Here is a 1,248-nt window from a genome sequence, read left to right as displayed (position 1 = left end):
AATTGATCTACCATTTCCTGAAATGTCTCCAAGATTCTATCAAAAATTAGGAGAATCGTTAGTTAGATTTATAGGTAAGTTAACAACAAGGATTAAGGGAACGGGTAAGGCCATAGAGGGCGCAGGGACTGGAGCAAAAACAACGCTAGATTACTTGAAGGGTGTAGAAAAAATTAATGGAAGTTATTATGCACCTAAAAATGTTATAGACGATATTGGGAAAATTGAAGCAAAAAGAGTCGATTTCTCAAAACTAAATTCAAGCGTAATGTCAAGCAGAGCATCCACAGAAGGGGGCCTTTCACAGGTTATACGTTATTCAGATAGCAGTGGTACAAGGTTCATAATTCATGAAGTCACCGATAGCGCAGGGAACTTATTACATCGAGACTTTGATGCAGTCAGAATCCAGACAGGTCAATTGATTAACAAGTTATCAAAATAATGAGGAGGCTAATGAATATGAACAAGAATGAAATACTTATAAATTTTAACGAAATAATCGAAAATTATCTAAACGGCAGATACGATAGGTTGAAAGCCGTTGAGAGATTAATTACAACTATCCAACCCGAAGAAATCTATGACATTGAATCAAGTCCATTGATTACGGATTGTTATTTTGCGATTAAGCATCTGACTGAGAAAGACTTTGAAACAACTAATACCGAATTAGTCTATTTAAGAGATTGTATAAACGGAATAAGAGAATATAGTATGGAAGAAAAAAACAAATTAATATTACATGAAAAACATAAATAGTATCCTGATTGATAAAACAGGGGGTCAGCAATGAACCCTATATGCTCCTTTACAAATGCGGATTTTCGCAGTACATAACCCCGCTTACCACTTCACTATACGAAATCCGACCCCGACACCAGAGTGCCACTCAGCCCGCATTGCGCTGATGTGAGCCGTGCCGGGGAAGCTCTGCGACCCCGGTGCTTTAACATGCACCATTTTCGACCCCATGGTTCACCCGGCGATTGAGGGGATGAAGGCACATTTTGGGGCTGCAATTTGAAGGTAAACACGTTTTCTCAGAAAGCCGCCGAATACGGTTTCATTTTTGCCGAATGGGCAAACACCTTATGGCGGCTGCCAAAATGCGACACAGCCGCACACAGCGGCTTACAGTGTTAAGCATTCAATTGCCGGGTGGCGAGCGCATTTATGTGTAAATTCAACATGCAGCCTTCGCAGGAGCGGCCGGTATTGTCAACGCCGCCGGTATACGCATAAACA

General features: G+C 40.9%; 2 protein-coding genes. Both read left to right on the top strand.

From position 1 onward, the window contains the following. Positions 1 to 445: hypothetical protein (locus tag Q428_RS15560; protein ID WP_161633641.1), on the top strand; the 445-nt coding region annotated here is incomplete at its 5' end. Positions 446 to 462: 17 nt separating this feature from the next. Further along, positions 463 to 762 carry a hypothetical protein gene (locus Q428_RS14045; RefSeq protein WP_035382040.1) on the top strand — a complete coding sequence of 100 codons (300 nt, stop codon included), beginning with the start codon at positions 463 to 465 and terminating at the stop codon, positions 760 to 762. The last annotated feature ends 486 nt before the right edge of the window (positions 763 to 1,248 follow it).

This window comes from Fervidicella metallireducens AeB (assembly GCF_000601455.1).
Classification (GTDB): Bacteria; Bacillota; Clostridia; order Clostridiales; family Caloramatoraceae; genus Fervidicella; species Fervidicella metallireducens.
The sequence above is the reverse complement of the archived record's forward strand: the minus strand, read 5'-3'. Positions and strand labels throughout refer to the sequence as shown.

Coding starts and splice junctions, on each gene's coding strand:
- Q428_RS14045 (WP_035382040.1), top strand. CDS start 463: ATGAACAAGAATGAAATACTTATAAATTTTAACGAAATAATCGAAAAT.